This window comes from Vogesella perlucida (genome assembly GCF_979366545.1).
Window position 1 is genome coordinate 267,654 of sequence record NZ_CEETRO010000003.1, and the last position, 16,570, is coordinate 284,223.

The window sequence follows — 16,570 nt, forward strand, 5'->3', positions numbered from 1 at the left end:
GGGTTGCCGTTATTGTAGCAGTGCCGTCAATCTGCCCACTCGGTCCGGTTACGCCCCAGCGCCTTGGCACGATACAGGGCACGGTCGGTGCGCTGCTGCAGTTGCTCGGGTGTTTCGCCGCGGCGTAGCTGGCCTATACCGATGCTGGTGGTGAGCTGCACGATATGGCCGATACGCATGTCGGCTACTGCCTGGCGCACCAGCTCGGCCAGCGCATGCAGGCGCTCGTCCTCCGTGGCAGGCATGAGCACGGCAAACTCTTCGCCCCCCAGGCGCGAGGCATACCCCCCTTTTGGACAATGCAGGTTCAGGATGCGCCCCAGCTCGCGCAGCACCTGATCACCCACACTATGGCCAAAGGTATCGTTTACCGACTTGAAATGGTCCAGATCCAGCAAAATCAGCGACAAACCCTGCGGCTGCATGGCTTTGCTGAGCTGGTTGAAATAACGGCGGTTATACAAGCCGGTCAGCTCGTCGGTATGCGCCAGGGCATTGAGCTGCTGGTGAACACGCCGGGCATGGCGCATCAGGCTGAACACACCGCAGGCCACCAGCGACATGCCGAACACGCGCATCAAGTCTTCGCCAAAGGCAGACAGCCAGCGCGGCTGCTGTACCAGCTCGTCCATCACGTCGGCTACCGCACTCACCAGCCACAAACCCAGGCCACAGGTCAGCCAGTTATAAGCGGTGACCGGCAGCTCGTCACGCTGCACACCCCAGAACATGATCAGAATGATCAGCAGCACCGTTAGCTCGGCAAAACCGCCCACACTGAATAGCCAAGTCTCAGGCAAAGCCGGTAGCCACAACACATGGCTGGCCACTTCCACGAATAGCAGTACAGCCAGGATCAGCATGAAACTACGGCGGTGTTGATGAAGATAGGGTTTTTTAGCGGGAAATTCAGGCATGATAATGACAAAAGCCGTGTTTGCTTGCGGATAGCATCGCCGTTTATGCACAGGCCGGCAAGCAGCAAAAGTGCTTTTCCCTGCACTGGTTCCACTGTCAAAATTGAAACCATCCAATTAACCACAGGATTCTATATTCATGGCTTTACAGCTAAAGGTCATTCCCGTCACACCCTTCCAGCAGAACTGCTCGGTGATCTGGTGCGACGAAACCAGCAAGGCCGCGGTGGTCGATGCCGGTGGCGACATCGGCCGTCTGCGTGCCTTTATCGATGCACAAGGCCTGACGGTAGAAAAACTGCTGCTGACCCACGGCCATATCGACCACGCCGGTGGCGCGCGCGAGCTGGCCGACGCACTGGGTGTCGCGATAGAAGGCCCGCACCCGGCAGAAAGCTTCTGGCTGGACCAGCTACCCAGCCAGGGCACCATGTTCGGCTTCCCCCGCGCCGAGCCGCTTACCCCCGAGCGCTGGCTGCACGAGGGCGACACCGTCACGGTAGGCCAGCAAACACTGGCCGTGCTGCACTGCCCCGGCCACACCCCGGGCCATGTGGTGTTTGTCAGCCATGCGGCCAACCTCTGTATCGTCGGCGATGTGCTGTTCCAGGGCAGCATCGGCCGCACCGATTTCCCCATGGGCGACCACGAGCAGCTGATCGATGCCATCCGCAGCAAGCTGTTTGCCCTGCCGGACGACATGACCGTGGTACCCGGCCATGGCCCGTTTACCACCATCGGGGATGAGCGCCGCAGCAACCCCTTTGTGGCCGACCGCCGCTACGGCTGATGAACGCTGATTTCGAACGCGCCGTATTGGCCCAGCTGCTGGCCATCCCGCCCGGCCAGGTCAGCAGCTACGGCGTGCTGGCGGCGCTGGCCGGCTACCCGCGCCACGCCCGCCACGTGGGCAAACTGCTGGCCAGTGCCCCCGAGGGGGCGGGCTGGCCGTGGTTTCGCGTGGTGAGCAGCAGCGGGCGCATTGCCCGCCCCGGCACCCCCCAAGCCGACTACCAGCGCCTGTTGCTGGAAGAAGACGGGGTAGAGGTTGGCCGCAACGGCCGTATTGACCTGTGCCACTACGGCTGGCCAGCCAGCCATTTCATGCGCAAATCATGACCCAACGTCATGTTATGACGGCAAACGTGCAGGAATAACACAACATTTGTCCTAAACGGTCGTTTCAATCTGTATTCATGGCGCTTTCTGCTATCCTCCGCGTCCCCGTTTTGCAGGCAGCCTGCGCCAGGCGTAGCGCTGCGGGCAAAACGGTGTGCTTTCTTAACGACTTGCAGCAGAAAACCCATGAAAACTCGCACTACCCTCATCGCTCTGGCACTGGCCTCCTGTGCCGGCTTTGCCCACGCCGACTACACCTTCAGCAACGTAAGCGCCAACTGGCTGGACTGGTCGTCCAACACCCAGGACCGCACCAATAAAGGCCCGTTCGGCGGCAAGGCAGACTTTGCCTACCTGGAAGCCGAAGGCGGCATGGGCGGCAACTGGGGCGACCTGTACGGCTTTGTTGACGTAGAAAACGCCGACCAGAACACCCGCGAAAACGGCGGCCAGAACCGTCGCTACGCCTCCAAAGTGGTAGCTCGCGTGAACGTGGCACAAATCGGCAACCTGCCGGTACAAGCCTACGCCCACGTTTATGACTTCCGCGAAGGCAAGTTCTACGACCAGAACCGCGTACTGGGCCTGGGTACCAGCCTGTCCGCCGGCAGCCTGTGGGTGAAACCGTTCCTGGGCGCGCACCAGGAGTTCAAGCAAGGCGTGGGTGCACACCGCAACGGCATGATGGCCGGCTGGGTACTGGGCTTCCCGTTTAAGGCCGCCGGTCAGGACCTGATGGTGACCCAATGGCACGAAATCGAATTCGATCGTGAAAACCGCTACCTGGGCATGGCCAAGGATGGCAAAGTCGTGAATGCGCGCAAACTGGCTAACAACGGTGCGGTATCGCTGTGGTGGAACGCCACCAAGAGCGTGACCGGTGGCCTGACCTACCGTTACGCCGACCAGAAACTGGGCTCCGCCACCTACCAGCGCGCCCTGATCACCACCATCAAGTACAACTTCTGATACGCGTACCGCCTGCCGCGACAGGCTGACCGCCAGCGGTGCAGCGCCCCTGCGCTACCGGCCAGCGGGCAATCTGACGGGCAGCGGCAGTACCGTACCAGCGGGCACTTGGGCAAACGGCCGCAGCACCGCTGCCTGCCATTTGTCAACAATATCCAGCGCCAGTGCCACCGCACTGGCGTTTTTTCATCATCAAACATTCGTTTATGACAAGGTGAAGTTGCCGCCAGCGCCGGAAATATGTTAAAGACTCAGGGTAATTTTCGATTTCGAACTTGCTACCCCATGAGCCGATCCCCTAGACACGACAAAATCCTGCAGCTGGTCCGCGAGAACGGCTTTATGCCGATCGAAGAGCTGGCACGCATTCTGGATGTGACGCCACAGACCATCCGTCGCGACATCAACCAGCTCTGTGAAGCCAACCTGCTACGCCGCTATCACGGCGGGGCGGCGCTGGGTAACAGTGTAGAAAACGAAGACTACTTCTCGCGCAAGGGCAAGCTGCAAAGTGAGAAAGCCCATATTGCCGACATGATTGCGGAGAACATTCCCGACCATGCCTCGCTGTTCATGAGCATCGGCACCACCATCGAAGCCGTAGCCCAGGCGCTGACAGCCAGCCACAAAGGCCTGCGCGTGATCACCAACAACATCCACGTGGCGTCCATCATGTCGGCCAACCCCGACTTTACCGTGATGATTACCTCGGGCGTGGTACGCGCCTCGGACGGTGGCATTACCGGTGTGGCCACGCTGGATTTCATCAACCAGTTCAAGGTGGACTACGCCGTCATCGGTGTCTCGGGGATAGAGACCGACGGCTCGCTGCTGGATTTCGACTACCGCGAAGTGCGCGTGGCACAAGCCATGATGAACAACGCCCGCCACCGTTTCCTGGCGGCTGACCACAGCAAATTCGGCCGCAACGCGCTGGTACGCATGGGCCACATCAGCGAGTTCAACGCCATCTTTACCGACGCCATGCCGCCGGAAAGCCTGAAAAAGCTGCTGGACGACCACAACGTACGCATGTACCTGGCCGACCCCGTATAAGGTTGGCCGCAGTACAAAGCACAAGGGCGCCGTAGGCGCCCTTGTGCTTTGTACTAGATCACGGGTGGCAAATGCCCCCCGGCATCGGCAGACCATGCCACCACCAGGTTACGACCCAGCTCCTTGGCACGGTACAGCATGGCATCGGCGCGCTGCACCAGGGCCACCACGTCGGTAACACCCTCGGCACCGCACAGGCCGGCGCTGAAGGTCTGGCGGAAACGCCCGCGCGGCGACTGCTGGTCAAGCAGCTCGAAATCGCCACGAATCGCCTCCAGCAAGCGGTACGCCTGGTCTACCGTCATGCCCGGTAACACCAGCGCGAATTCCTCGCCACCGTAGCGGCCGATCAGGTCGCTGCGGCGTAGCCGCTCGCGCAGGAAGCGCGCCAGGTTGACCAGCACTTCGTCACCGGCCTGGTGGCCGTAGTTGTCATTGATACGCTTGAAGTGGTCCAGGTCCAGCATCACCATCGCCAGCGGCAGCCGTTCGCGCTGGGCGCGGGCAAACTCGTACTCCAGGCGCGCAAACAGGTGGGTGTGGTTCAGTAAGCCGGTGAGGCTGTCGGTACTGATGTAGGAGCGCAGCTTGCGGTAACGGCGCGCGCGGGTTGTTACCGTGACCACCAGCTCGTCGCTGGATACCGGCTTGGTCAGGTAGCCATCCACCCCCAGCGACAACGTGTCCAGCTGGATGTCCTGCCGCTTTTCCATGGACAGGAAAATGATGGGTATGCCATCCATCAGACCCTGCTGGCGGATGATGCGCGCCAGCTCTTTGCCGTCGCACTCCGGCATGTACATGTCCATCAGGATCAGGTCGGGGCGAAAGCGCTCGATCGCTTCCAGCGCACGGCTGGGGCGGGTGACTTCTTCGGTCAGGATGCCGTGCTGGTTCAACACGGCCGAATACAAGCCGGCCAGCGAACCCATGTCTTCAATCAGCAAGACACGTAGCGGGTTGCGGCGGTCCTGTTGCTGCGGCACGACCAGCGCATCCAGCAGCTCGCGCACCTGTAATGGCCACGCCAGAAAACCCTGGCCGCCACTGCGTACAGCCTTCAGCCTGGCCTCGAAATCGCGGCGCGGGCTGGCGTACAACACCGGGCAGGGCATGGGCATGCCGGGGGGAAACAGGCTGGCCTCCCCCACAAAATCGCTGTACACGATCAGCGCGCCGGGTGTGTGCTGCCGCAAAGCTTGTTGCAGCAGCAAGGCGTCGCGAAACACGTCCATCTGGTAGCCAAAACACGCCATCTGCTCGACAAGATAGCTATCCACATCGCGCTCGCCGGCCCACAGAAACAGACGGTGATTCTGTCGCAACGCAGCCGTGCTGGCGGAGTGTTTTACCGGCGCGGGCATGCTGGCCAGCTGGGTAACCAGAGACAGCTGCTGGCGCAAACCCAGAATATCGTCAGGAGCGCGGCGCCGTTTTAGCCACGAGCGCAGCTGTGCGGCCAACTCGTCATTGGCGCGCAGCAATTCGCCGGCCCCGCCTTGCTCGGCCACGCCCTGCAAGCACTGGCTTAGCGCAGTAAAGCGCCGGGCGAGCTCTGGGTCCCAGCGGTCTAGCAGCTGGCGGCCAACATGGTCCATTTCCTGGGAAAGGCCCAGCAGGGTTTGGGGAATGGTCTGCGCTGACATGGCTAAATTAAACAAACATTTATACAAAGAAGCGCAGTATACCGGCAGTAAAGCGGTGTGACGCAGCCTGCTGCTATAATCTTCCGTTTCATTCATAGCACGGGGCAGACTTGGTCCCGCCAGAGGCAGTATGAACGTCTTTTACGAAGAAAGCGGCAGCTTCAAGGTAGGCAGCGTGGTGTCGCGCGCTGATGCCAGCCTGCAGATTGACACTCAGCACGGTAAGCGCACCAAACTGAAAGCGGCCAACGTGTTTCTGGAGTTCAGCAGCGCACTGCCAGACTTTCTGCCCGCCGCAGAGGCGATTGCTGCCGATATCGACGTGGATTTCCTGTGGGAATGCTGCGGCGACGACGAGTTCGGTTTTGATGTACTGGCCGCCGACTACTTTGGCCACGCGCCAAGCGCGCTGGAAAACGCCGCCATCCTGCTGCGCCTGTACGCTGCGCCGATGTACTTCTACAAAAAGGCCAAGGGCCGCTTCAAGGCTGCACCGGAAGAAACCCTGAAAGCCGCGCTGGCGGGTATCGAACGCAAAAAGCGCGAGCAGGAGCAGATCGACGCCTGGGCCGCCGAGCTGGCCGCAGGCACCCTGCCGGATGCCATCCGCAGCCACCTGATGGCCATTTTGTATCGTCCCGACAAAAACACCCTGGAATTCAAAGCCTTCGACCAGGCCAGCCGCGCCACCAGCCTGCCGCCGCTGCGCCTGGCTGACAAGGTAGGCGGTATCCCGTCGGTGCCGGACTACATGATGGCCGGCTTCCAGATGGAGCACTTCCCCAAAGGCCTGGGCTTTGGCCACTACGCGCCAGCCACCCAGCCGGACGCGCTGCCACTGGCCGATGTACAAGCGTTTTCCATTGACGACGCCGCCACTACCGAAATCGACGATGCGCTGTCGGTACAGTGGCTGGCCAACGGCCATATCCGCGTCGGCATCCACATTGCCGCCCCCACGCTGGGTATTGCGCCGGGCAGTGACCTGGAAAAAATCGTGCACCAGCGCCTGTCTACCGTGTATTTCCCCGGTAACAAGATCACCATGCTGCCGGACGACGTGGTGGCACAGTTCACCCTGCAGGAAGGCCAGGCGTGCCCGGCACTGAGCCTGTATGTGGAAGTGACGCCGTCGTTCGAGCTGGTGGACTTTGAAAACCGCGTGGAGCGCGTACACATTGCGGCCAACCTGCGCCACGACCAGCTGGAGCAGGTGTTCAACGAAGAGACGTTGGCCGCACCCGGCTTTGGCCCCGACTATGCCTTCAAGCGTGAGCTGGTCTGGCTGTGGCAATTTGCCAACGCCCGCGAAGCTTTCCGTGGCAAGACACCCGACCCAAACCGCCCGCCGCAAGTGGACTACAACTTTGCCGTGGAAGACGGCAAGGTGCGCATCACCATCCGCAAGCGCGGCTCGCCCATGGACAAGCTGGTTTCCGAACTGATGATCCTGGCCAACAGCGAATGGGGCCGCATGCTGGCCGAGGCCGATATCCCGGCCATGTACCGTGCGCAAAGCATGGGCAAGGTGCGCATGACCACCCGCCCCGAGCCGCACATCGGCCTGGGGGTGGCACAGTATGCTTGGAGCACCTCGCCGCTGCGCCGCGCGTCGGACTTCGTCAACCAGCGCCAGCTGGTGGCCATGATCCGTGGCGACGCGCCGCAGTACCCGCAAGGCGACGCCATGCTGTTTGCCCTGCTGCGTGATTTCGACGCGGCCTACAGCGCCTACCTGGGCTTCCAGGACAAGATGGAGTACTTCTGGTGCCTGCGCTGGTTCAGCCAGGAAGGCATCAGCGAGCCAACCGCCACCTTTATCAAGGAAGACCTGGTTCGCCTGGATGGCGTGCCGGTACGCATGCGCATTCCGGGCTTGCCGGAGCTGGAAAACGGCGACCGCATTCAGCTGCAGATCATCCGTATCGACGAGCTGATGCAAGAGCTGGAGTGCCGCTTTGTCTCGGTGATCTCGCGCAAGACCCCGCCGGCAGAGCCTGCCGACCAGCCGGCCTGAGGCCGCTAAAGCACAAGGCCCCGCAGTAGCGGGGCCTTGTTGTTTGTGCTGCGGCTTGGCTGCCTATAACAGGCTGTCGATCTGCGTGCTCATCTCTTTCAGATGACCGATGGCGTCTTCCAGCTGTTCGGCGCTGATACCCAGTGCCGACACCACCCGCTGCGGCACCGTTTCCAGCATATCCTGCTCGCTCATGCCGCGGTTAAAGCCTGCCACGATATACGAGGCCAAACCGATCAGCAGCGCGTAAGGCGAGGCATCGGCCGGCGGCACCAGATTGTGCTGGTTGCGGATCGCATCCTGAATGGCGTCGGGAAAGCTCCAGCGCCGCGCCAGCTCTGCGCCCACCTCGGTCAGGTCCATGCCCAGCACCATGCGCTCGGTGGCCAGCCGGTCGGCACCACCGTCCACCACACGGTCGATCTGCACCGCTTTTTCCGGCTCGGCCACGTGCAACACCAGTTCACCGATATTGGACATCAGGCCACAGGTATAACCCAGCTGCGGCTCCAGCCCCGCCAGCTTGGCGAGTGCCTTGCTGGTATTGGCCATCTCGAAACTGCGACCCCAGAAGCTTTTCATGTCAAAACCGGGGATATTGGACGTCGCCCCACTGACACCCGAGGCAATCACCAGCACACGCAGGTTGTCAAAGCCGAGCATCACCACCGCGTCGTCCAGCGAACCTATCTTGCGGCTGCCACCAAAGCGCGCGGTGTTGGCCAGGCGCAGCACGCGCGCGCTCAACACCTGATCGTGCGCTACCTTATTGGCCACGTCGTCCATGTTCACGTTGTTGTCGTTGAAGCTGGCAATCAGCTCCTGCACTACTTTGGGCACCATGGGTAATTTGCCGGATGCCTTGTCGAACAGCTCTGCCACTTGCATAGTCGGTCTCCTTGTCGTGTGCGCTGGCGCATAAAGTGAGCTTAGGCAAGGAACGGCAAAAAAACAGCCGGTATTTTCCCTGCGGCAAAAAATGTCGTGAACATGGCCAGTGCCTATCCGGGCCCGCCCCACTTTTTGCCGCAGGGCCCATACCGGCCCAAGTACATAACAACTCAGCACTACCTGCTGCTCAACTACCACGGGCCGGGCAGGCTCATGCCCGGCCCGTGCCTTACACCAGTGTATCGATCGTGCCGCCTATTGCCTTGGCAATGGCTTCACCACCTAGTGAGATACCTTCCATTACCGCATCGCCTGCTTCTTCCACACCGCTGGCGACACCACTCGCTACCGACACCACGCCGCTGGCAATGTCACTCACCCCCGACGCAATTTTGCCTGCCCCACTCCCTACGGTGCTAAAGCCACCGTAAATGGTAGAACCGGCTGCAGAAAGGCCTGAAATACTCATATCGTGCACCTCTTCGCCATGCCGGTACACCGTGTACCGGCATGCCTAGGCTAGCGCAGCCCATGCGGCGAAATGCAGTCAGTTTGTATCTTCACGGTATAAAGACTGACACAAAGCATGTCATTTTCTATAAATCCATGTCGCATTAATAATGCACTCATCAAACATAAATGACATAGCATGGCAACTCGCCAATATGACAGTGCTGTGACAGCCGCACAAATAACAAGCGCCGGCGACGCCACAAAGGAGAAAACATGCCGTTTCACCGTACTCTGCTCGCCCTGAGCTTGGCCACCCTGCTAGGCACCCAGCCCGCCCTGGCCGCCCCGCTGCTGGACGCCGCCACCGCGGCACGCAGCGAAGCCACCGCCCCCGCCAGCAACGCCTGGGTGGAAATCGACAAAGCCGCCTTCGAACACAATATCCGTCAGCTGCAAACCCGCCTGGCCGGTAAATCGCAAATCTGTGCCGTGATGAAAGCCGACGCCTACGGCCATGGCATCGCCCTGCTGGTGCCGTCCATCATCGCCACCGGCGTGCCCTGTATTGGCGTAGCCAGCAATGAAGAGGCCCGCGTCGTGCGCGAAAAAGGCTTCAACGGCCGCCTGATGCGCGTGCGCACCGCCACGCTGGGCGAAATCCGCGGCGCACTGCGCTACAACATGGAAGAGCTGACAGGTAACCTGGCGCACGCCCGCGCCGCAGGCCAGCTGGCACAAAAACAGGGCCGCACCCTGCGCATCCACCTGGGCCTGAACTCCTCGGGCATGAGCCGTAACGGCCTGGAAATGGGCACCGAACAAGGCCGCCAGGACGTGCTGGCGCTGGTGAAACAGCCAGGCCTGCAACTGGTGGGCATCATGACCCACTTTGCCGTGGAAGACGCCGCCGACGTACGCAAAGGGTTGGCCGCATTCAAGGAACAAAGCCAGTGGCTGATCGACACCGCCGGCCTGGACCGCAGCAAGCTCACACTGCATGCGGCCAACTCCTTTGCCACGCTGGAAGTGCCGGAAAGCCACCTCGACATGGTGCGCCCCGGCGGCCTGATCTACGGTGACACCATTCCCAGCTACACCGAGTATCGCCGCGTGATGGCGTTCAAAACCCGTGTCGCCGCCGTCAATGCCTACCCGGCCGGCAATACCGTGGGCTACGACCGCACCTACACCCTCAAACGCGACAGCCTGCTGGCTAACCTGCCCATGGGCTACTCCGACGGCTACCGCCGCGTGTTCACCAACAAAGGCTATGTGCTGATCAACGGCCAGCGCGCGCCGGTGGTAGGCAAGGTCTCGATGAACACCACCATGGTGGACGTTACCGATGTTCCCGGCGTGAAGCCGGGCGACGAAGTGGTGCTGTTCGGCAAACAGGGCAACGCCGACATCACCCAGGCCGAAATGGAAGACATCAACGGTGCCCTGCTGGCCGACCTGTACACCGTATGGGGCAACAGCAACCCGCGCCGGCTGAAATAAGCGCCTAGTCATTACACCAGGCTACGGCAGGCGGCCACTGCGTTACACTGGCCGCCTGCCCTGACTGCCTGCCCATCGCCATGACCGCACCTGCCCTGCTGCTACACCGTTTTCACAGCCCACTGGGGCCCATGTTTGTCTGCGCCAGCGAACAGGGCGTATGCCTGCTGGAGTTTGCCGTCAGCCAGCGCAACGAGCGCGAGTTTGCCGAGCTGCAGCGCCTGCTGGGTAGCCGCATTTTGGCCGGAGAAAACAGCCACACCCGGCAGGCCGAGCATGAAATCGGCGAATACTTTGCCGGCACGCGGCAGCAATTCGGCGTGGCGCTACACCTGCCCGGCACCGCCTTCCAGCAGCAAGTGTGGCAAGCACTGCAAACCATCCCCTATGGCGACACCACCAGCTATCAGCAACAGGCCGACCGCCTGGGCAAGCCCGCCGCCATCCGCGCCGTGGCCGGCGCCAACGGTGCCAACCGCGTGGCCATCATCGTGCCCTGCCACCGTGTTATCGGCAAAGACGGCAGCCTCACCGGCTACGGCGGCGGCCTGCAGCGCAAGGCCTGGCTGCTGGCCCACGAGCAACGCAGCCGCTTTGGCGACACCCAACCGCAGCTGTTCTGAGCCTGCGGCCAACGTTGGCCGCAACCAAGCTGGTTACATGACAACGCCGCCCCGAAGGGCGGCGTTTTACTGGCGGCAACTACCTAGCCCTGGCCGGGCAGCACCAGGTCAAGCCGGCGGCAGCAGGCCGTCGGCGCGGAACATGGTCTTGATGCCGCGGATGGCCTGGCGGATGCGGCTTTCGTTTTCGATCAGCGCAAAGCGCACGTACTCGTCGCCGTAGTCGCCAAACCCCACGCCGGGCGATACCGATACCTTGGCCTTGTCCAACAGCAGGTTGGCAAAGGCCAGCGAGCCCAGTGCGCGGTAATGCTCTGGAATACGCGCCCAGATGTACATCGACGCCTTGGGCAGGTCCACCTGCCAGCCCGCTTCCATCAGCCCCTTGTACAGCACGTCGCGGCGCTTCTGGTAGGTGGCGGCGATGTCGCGCACGCATTGCTGGTCGCCTTCCAGCGCGGCGATGGCAGCAATCTGCAAGGGGGTGAAGGTGCCGTAATCGTGATAGCTCTTGATGCGCGCCAGCGCGGCCACCAGGTCGGGGTTGCCCACCATGAAACCGATACGCCAGCCGGCCATGTTGTAGCTCTTGGACAGGGTAAAGAACTCCACCGCAATGTCCTTGGCGCCCGGCACCTGCATGATGGACGGCGCTTTCCAGCCATCGAACACGATGTCGGCGTAGGCCAGGTCGTGCACCACGAAGATGTCGTGCTTCTTGGCCAGTGCGATCACGCGTTCGAAGAAATCCAGCTCCACGCACTGCGCGGTGGGGTTGGACGGAAAGCCGATCACGATCATCTTGGGCTTGGGGTAGCTACCGCGGATGGTTTTTTCCAGCTCGGCAAAAAAGTCCACGTCCGGTGCCATCGGCACGCTGCGGATATCGGCACCGGCAATCACCGCACCATAGATATGAATGGGGTAGCTCGGGTCCGGCACCAGCACGGTGTCGCCACGGTCCAGCGTGGCCAGCATCAGGTGCGCCAGGCCTTCCTTGGAGCCGATGGTGACGATGGCCTCGCTGTCCGGGTCGATATCCACCGCGTAGCGCTGCTGGTACCAGCGCGCAATGGCGCGGCGCAGGCGCGGAATGCCCTTGGATGCCGAGTAGCCGTGGGTATCAGGCCGCTGCGCGGCTTCGGTGAGCTTGGCCACGATGTGCGGCGGCGTGGCCCCGTCCGGGTTGCCCATACTCATGTCGACGATATCGTCGCCACGGCGGCGGGCAGCCATTTTGCGTTCGGCGGTGATGTTGAAAACGTAAGGGGGGAGACGATCGATGCGCGCAAAGCGGCGCTTGCCGGTAGACGACATGGGAAACCTTTCAACGTAAGCGCCCGGAACCGTCCGAGCGACGTTCCCCCGACACAGGGGAAGGGCCATCGTAAGCGGCTGGCATGGTAGCTGTCCAGCTTGTTGCAGCATAAAAAAAACGGCCCGAAGGCCGCGCAAGCAACGTACAACACAACAACCAACATCACGGTACAACAGAGAAATCAGGCCACCTCGTGGCCGCGCGCGGCTTGCAGCAAGGCAAACCACTGCTGGCGGCTGAGCTTGAGGCGGCAGGCCGCTGCCGCGTCGTCCAGCGAGGCCAGGCGGCGCGAGCCGATGATGGGCAGCGGCTTGCACGGGTGCTGCAGCAGCCAGGCCAGCGCCACGGTGGCCACGCTGACATCCAGCTCGCCAGCCAGCTGTTGCAAAGCCACGTGTAGCGCAGGGTTGGCCGCAGCGTCCAGCACGCGGCCGCCAGCAAGCGGCGACCACAGCATCGGGCGTACCCGCAGCTGCTGGCACTGGTCGAAGGTGCCGTCGAACAGCGGGTCCAGGTGCAGCAGCGAGGCCTCCACCTGGTTGGTCACCAGCGGAAAGCGGCTGGCCAGCAAGGCGTACTGCGACGGCGTAAAGTTGGACACCCCGAAGTGGCGCACCTTGCCGGCCTCGAACAGGCGGCGGAAGGTATCGGCCACTTCATCCGCGTCCAGCAGCGGGTCCGGGCGATGAATCAGCAGCAGGTCGAGGTAGTCGGTACCCAGCTGGCGCAGCGAAGCCTCGACACTGGCGGTGATGTGTACTGCCGAGGTGTCGTAGTGCTTCACCTGCCAGCCACGCTCGGCGATGGGCGGCTTGATACCGCACTTGCTCACCAGCTGCAGTTCATCGCGGCGCGAGGGGTGGGCCTTCAGCCAGCGGCCGAACAGCGCTTCACAGGTGAAGCCGCCGTACAGATCCGCGTGGTCGAAAGTGCTGATGCCCAGCGCCAGGGCGTGCTCTACCCAGGCGGCCAGCGCGGCGTCGTCAAATCCCCATTCGTCCAGACGCCAGACGCCGGCCGCTACCGGTGACAGCAGCGGCCCCGATGCGGCCAACCTTTGCGTGCCCAGCGCGGTCATTACACGATCCGCGCTTCGGTTTTGGGGTCGAACAGCACGGCCTTGGACACGTCGAACACCAGCTCCATGCTCTGCCCCGGGCGCTTGGCCTCGGTGGGGTGGGTACGGCAGCACACTTTGGTGTTGTTCAGCGACACGAACACCAGGGTGTCCGGGCCGGTGGGCTCGATCACGTCGATGTGGCAGCTCATCACCGGCAGGCCTTCGCGGTGCGCGGTGCGGGCGTCGGTGATCTGCTCCGGGCGGATGCCGAAGATCACTTCCTGGCCAACAAACTTGGCCAGCTTGACCTTGTCATGCGGCAGCGGCAGCACCACGCAGCCTTTGTCGTCGCAGATCTTCACGCCGATGTCGCTGCCGGTCTGGATGACGGTAGCCGGAATGAAGTTCATCGACGGCGAGCCGATGAAGCTGGCCACAAACAGGTTGGCCGGGTTGTCGTAGATGTCCTGCGGGCTGCCAAACTGCTGCACGATGCCGTCTTTCATCACCGCGATCTTGTCGCCCAGCGTCATGGCCTCGATCTGGTCGTGGGTCACGTACACGATGGTGGACTTCAGGCGCTGGTGCATCAGCTTGATTTCGGTGCGCATCTCTACGCGCAGCTTGGCGTCCAGGTTGGACAGCGGCTCGTCGAACAGGAAGATGGACGGGTTACGGGCCAGGGCGCGGCCCATGGCCACGCGCTGACGCTGGCCACCGGACATCTGGCCAGGCTTGCGGTCCAGCAGGTGGGTAATCTGCAGCATCTCGGCAACACGGTTCACCGTAGCGTCGATCTCTGCCTGCGCCACCTTGCGGATTTCCAGGCCAAAGCTGATGTTCTGGCGCACGGTCATCGACGGGTACAGCGCGTAGCTCTGGAACACCATGGCGATGTCGCGGTCTTTGGGCGACAGGTCGTTCACGCGTTTGCCGCCGATCTCGATATCGCCGCTGCTGATGTCGTCCAGGCCGGCAATCATGTTCAGCAGCGTGGATTTACCGCAGCCGGACGGGCCGACCAGAATCAGGAACTGGCCATCTTCGATGGCGATATCGATGCCCTTGAGCACGTCGGTGCCGTTGGCGTAAGTCTTGTACACATTGTTGATGGAAAGAGCGGCCATCGCATTAACCTTTCACGGCACCGGCTGTCAGGCCACGCACGAAATAGCGGCCAGCAACCATGTAAACAAACAGAGTCGGCAGCGCAGCAATAATGGCTGCGGCCATGTCCACGTTGTATTCCTTCACCCCGGTAGAGGTGTTCACCAGATTGTTCAGCGCCACAGTAATGGGCTGGGCTTCGCCGCTGGCGAATACCACGCCGAACAGGAAGTCGTTCCAGATCTGGGTGAACTGCCAGATGATGCACACCACGAAAATCGGGCCGGAAATCGGCAGCAGGATACGGAAGAAAATCGTCCAGAAGCCGGCACCATCGATACGGGCGGCTTTCACCAGCTCGTCCGGTACGGTGATGTAAAAGTTACGGAAGAACAGCGTGGTAAACGCCGTGCCGTACACCACGTGCACCAGCACCAGGCCGGTGGTGGTGTTGGCGATACCCAGCATGCCCAGTACCTGTGCCATCGGCAGCAGCACGACCTGGAAGGGGATGAAGCAGCCGACCAGCAGCATGGTGAACAGCGCGTCAGAGCCGCGGAAGCGCCACATCGACACCACGTAGCCGTTGACGGCCCCCAGGATGGTGGAGATGGCCACTGCCGGCAGTGTCATCTTGATGGAGTTCCAGAAGAAGCCCTGCATGCCGTTGCATTCCACCCCGGTGCAGGCCTCGGCCCAGGCTTTCACCCACGCCCCGCCCTGCCAGGCTTGCGGCAGCGACAGCATGTTACCGGCGCGGATATCGTCCAGGCTCTTGAACGAGGTGGTCAGCATCACGTACAGCGGCAACAGGTAATAGATGGCCATCAGGAGCAGCGCGGCGTACACCAGCGCGCGGCCAACGGTGAGGTTCTTAAACACGTTTGGCACTCCTTGTTTCCATATACATCAGCGGCACCAGCACGGCGACGATGGTGAACAGCATCATCATGGCCGACGCGGCACCCTGGCCCAGCTGGCCACGGGTAAAGGCAAACTGGTACATGAAGATGGCGGGTACATCGGACGAGGTACCGGGGCCGCCACCGGTCAGCGCCATCACCAGGTCGAAGCTCTTGATGGCAATGTGCGACAGGATCAGCAGCACGCTGAAGAACACCGGGCGCAGGCTAGGAATCAGGATGCGGCGGTAGATGGTAGGCAGGCTGGCACCGTCTACCTGGGCGGCTTTGATGATGGAGTCGTCAATGCCGCGCAGGCCGGCCAGGAACAGCGCCATCACAAAGCCCGAGCTTTGCCATACACCGGCAATCACCACGGTGTAGATGGACATGTCGGGGTTCACCAGCCAGTCGAAAGTAAAGTTGGCAAAACCCAGGTCGTTCATCACCTTTTGCAGGCCCATGTCCGGGTTCAGCATCCATTTCCACGCGGTACCGGTCACCACGAAGGACAGCGCCATCGGGTACAGGTAAATGGTGCGCAGGGCGCCTTCGGCGCGGATCTTCTGGTCTAGCAGCACTGCCATCAGCAGGCCTACCAGCAGGCAGAACAGAATGAACAGGCTGCCGAAAATGCCCAGGTTGGCCGCAGCGGTCCACCAGCGCTCGTTTTCGAACAGCGCTTGGTACTGCAGCAGACCTGCCCAGTCGTAACGCGGCATCAGGCGGGATTCGGTAAAAGATAGCCACCCCGTCCAGGCAATGAAGCCGTAGACGAAGATCAGGCTGGCGGCCAGCGTAGGCGACAGTACCAGCTTGGGTAGCCAGCGGTCGGCCAGCGCGCTGAGGCGGCCTTGAGAGGGGGAGGCAGACATGTGTGTTCCTTGCTGTCTCGGTCGGTAAATACGCGCCCTGCCCGGCAGTTGGCCGCAGACAACCCTGCCGCAGGATGCAGCATGGTGGCAAAACGGCTAGGGGGCAGAAACAGGCCG

General features: G+C 61.9%; 16 protein-coding genes. 7 read left to right on the forward strand and 9 right to left on the reverse strand.

Going from position 1 to position 16,570, the window contains the following annotated elements:
- Positions 1-26 precede the first annotated feature (26 nt).
- Positions 27-863 (reverse strand): GGDEF domain-containing protein, encoded by an 837-nt coding sequence (locus tag ACZ9XP_RS06120; protein ID WP_465188160.1) that lies wholly within the window; start codon positions 861-863, stop codon positions 27-29.
- 193 nt (positions 864-1,056) lie between these two features.
- Here ACZ9XP_RS06120 and ACZ9XP_RS06125 point away from each other — a divergent pair, with 193 nt between their 5' ends.
- The 4 genes from ACZ9XP_RS06125 to ACZ9XP_RS06140 all read left to right on the forward strand — a co-directional run bounded on the left by ACZ9XP_RS06125 (position 1,057) and on the right by ACZ9XP_RS06140 (position 4,061).
- Complete coding sequence (locus ACZ9XP_RS06125) at positions 1,057-1,707, forward strand: MBL fold metallo-hydrolase (RefSeq protein ID WP_147688182.1); 651 nt, start codon at positions 1,057-1,059, stop codon at positions 1,705-1,707.
- On the forward strand, positions 1,707-2,036 hold the full coding sequence (locus ACZ9XP_RS06130) for an MGMT family protein (protein ID WP_147688183.1): 330 nt from the start codon (positions 1,707-1,709) through the stop codon (positions 2,034-2,036). Before ACZ9XP_RS06125 ends, ACZ9XP_RS06130 begins: the two co-directional genes overlap by 1 nt.
- 186 nt (positions 2,037-2,222) lie before the next feature.
- Positions 2,223-3,005 (forward strand): outer membrane protein OmpK, encoded by a 783-nt coding sequence (locus ACZ9XP_RS06135; protein WP_147688184.1) that lies wholly within the window; start codon positions 2,223-2,225, stop codon positions 3,003-3,005.
- 285 nt (positions 3,006-3,290) lie between these two features.
- Entirely contained in the window at positions 3,291-4,061 is a 771-nt protein-coding gene (locus ACZ9XP_RS06140) for a DeoR/GlpR family DNA-binding transcription regulator (RefSeq protein ID WP_017507526.1), read from the forward strand.
- A 53-nt stretch (positions 4,062-4,114) separates the two neighbouring features.
- Here the strand turns inward: ACZ9XP_RS06140 and ACZ9XP_RS06145 are convergent, their stop codons facing one another.
- Positions 4,115-5,707 (reverse strand): diguanylate cyclase, encoded by a 1,593-nt coding sequence (locus ACZ9XP_RS06145; protein ID WP_240803479.1) that lies wholly within the window; start codon positions 5,705-5,707, stop codon positions 4,115-4,117.
- Positions 5,708-5,837: 130 nt separating this feature from the next.
- On the opposite strand from ACZ9XP_RS06145, the gene ACZ9XP_RS06150 reads away from it, so the two are divergent.
- The gene (locus ACZ9XP_RS06150; protein WP_147688185.1) at positions 5,838-7,724 is read left to right on the forward strand and encodes a ribonuclease catalytic domain-containing protein; all 1,887 of its coding nucleotides are present in this window, start codon (positions 5,838-5,840) and stop codon (positions 7,722-7,724) included.
- A 63-nt stretch (positions 7,725-7,787) separates the two neighbouring features.
- On the opposite strand, the gene ACZ9XP_RS06155 is transcribed toward ACZ9XP_RS06150, so the two are convergent.
- Both ACZ9XP_RS06155 and ACZ9XP_RS06160 read right to left on the reverse strand, forming a co-directional pair.
- Positions 7,788-8,612 (reverse strand): HDOD domain-containing protein, encoded by an 825-nt coding sequence (locus ACZ9XP_RS06155; RefSeq protein ID WP_147688186.1) that lies wholly within the window; start codon positions 8,610-8,612, stop codon positions 7,788-7,790.
- 232 nt (positions 8,613-8,844) lie between these two features.
- Entirely contained in the window at positions 8,845-9,084 is a 240-nt protein-coding gene (locus ACZ9XP_RS06160; protein WP_147688187.1) for a hypothetical protein, read from the reverse strand.
- A gap of 257 nt (positions 9,085-9,341) precedes the next feature.
- Here ACZ9XP_RS06160 and alr point away from each other — a divergent pair, with 257 nt between their 5' ends.
- Positions 9,342-10,568: an alanine racemase gene (gene alr, locus ACZ9XP_RS06165; RefSeq protein WP_147688188.1), complete on the forward strand. Its 1,227-nt coding sequence runs from the start codon at positions 9,342-9,344 to the stop codon at positions 10,566-10,568.
- 80 nt (positions 10,569-10,648) lie between these two features.
- Positions 10,649-11,191, forward strand: a complete 543-nt coding sequence (locus ACZ9XP_RS06170) for a methylated-DNA--[protein]-cysteine S-methyltransferase (RefSeq protein ID WP_147688189.1) — start codon at positions 10,649-10,651, stop codon at positions 11,189-11,191.
- A gap of 108 nt (positions 11,192-11,299) precedes the next feature.
- On the opposite strand, the gene alaC is transcribed toward ACZ9XP_RS06170, so the two are convergent.
- The 5 genes from alaC to ACZ9XP_RS06195 all read right to left on the reverse strand — a co-directional run bounded on the left by alaC (position 11,300) and on the right by ACZ9XP_RS06195 (position 16,453).
- Positions 11,300-12,508 carry an alanine transaminase gene (gene alaC, locus ACZ9XP_RS06175; RefSeq protein ID WP_147688190.1) on the reverse strand — a complete coding sequence of 403 codons (1,209 nt, stop codon included), beginning with the start codon at positions 12,506-12,508 and terminating at the stop codon, positions 11,300-11,302.
- A 182-nt stretch (positions 12,509-12,690) separates the two neighbouring features.
- On the reverse strand, positions 12,691-13,587 hold the full coding sequence (locus ACZ9XP_RS06180) for an aldo/keto reductase (RefSeq protein ID WP_170253739.1): 897 nt from the start codon (positions 13,585-13,587) through the stop codon (positions 12,691-12,693).
- A complete protein-coding gene (locus ACZ9XP_RS06185; RefSeq protein WP_147688191.1) occupies positions 13,587-14,696 on the reverse strand; it encodes a sn-glycerol-3-phosphate ABC transporter ATP-binding protein UgpC in 1,110 nt (369 codons plus the stop codon). Before ACZ9XP_RS06185 ends, ACZ9XP_RS06180 begins: the two co-directional genes overlap by 1 nt.
- A 4-nt stretch (positions 14,697-14,700) precedes the next feature.
- A complete protein-coding gene (locus tag ACZ9XP_RS06190) occupies positions 14,701-15,558 on the reverse strand; it encodes a carbohydrate ABC transporter permease (protein WP_147688192.1) in 858 nt (285 codons plus the stop codon).
- Positions 15,551-16,453: a carbohydrate ABC transporter permease gene (locus ACZ9XP_RS06195; RefSeq protein WP_147688193.1), complete on the reverse strand. Its 903-nt coding sequence runs from the start codon at positions 16,451-16,453 to the stop codon at positions 15,551-15,553. The genes ACZ9XP_RS06190 and ACZ9XP_RS06195 overlap by 8 nt, the downstream gene beginning before the upstream one ends.
- Between the last annotated feature and the right edge of the window lie 117 nt (positions 16,454-16,570).